Genomic DNA, 318 nt, shown 5'->3' on the forward strand with positions numbered 1-318 from the left:
GGCGCAAGGAGATGGTGGCTTTATTGATACCTCCGGTGCCTATGTACAAATTGCCGAGGGCACACAGGTGAAGACCCTGGCGCCTAATGGCAGCGCAGGTGAATGGCTGATTGACCCCACTGATTTTTACATTACCCCGGGCGGCGCCACCCAGACCGCCAGCGGCATCGGTGCCGATACCCTGATGAGCAACCTGGGCAGCACCAATGTAACGCTGCAAACCGTCGCGACGGGTGGTGAGGCCGGGGATATTTATGTCAATGCGGCGCTCAATTGGACGGCAGCGACGGACCTGGAGCTGCGGGCGCATAACAATAT

General features: G+C 58.8%; 1 protein-coding gene. It reads left to right on the plus strand.

Features of this window, described 5'->3' with window-relative positions:
• Positions 1-318 (plus strand): hypothetical protein (locus J0A66_RS22485; protein WP_439098892.1); only part of this gene is annotated, 318 nt, incomplete at both ends.

The sequence above is a fragment of the Bowmanella dokdonensis genome (assembly GCF_017254865.1).
Classification (GTDB): Bacteria; Pseudomonadota; Gammaproteobacteria; order Enterobacterales; family Alteromonadaceae; genus Bowmanella; species Bowmanella dokdonensis.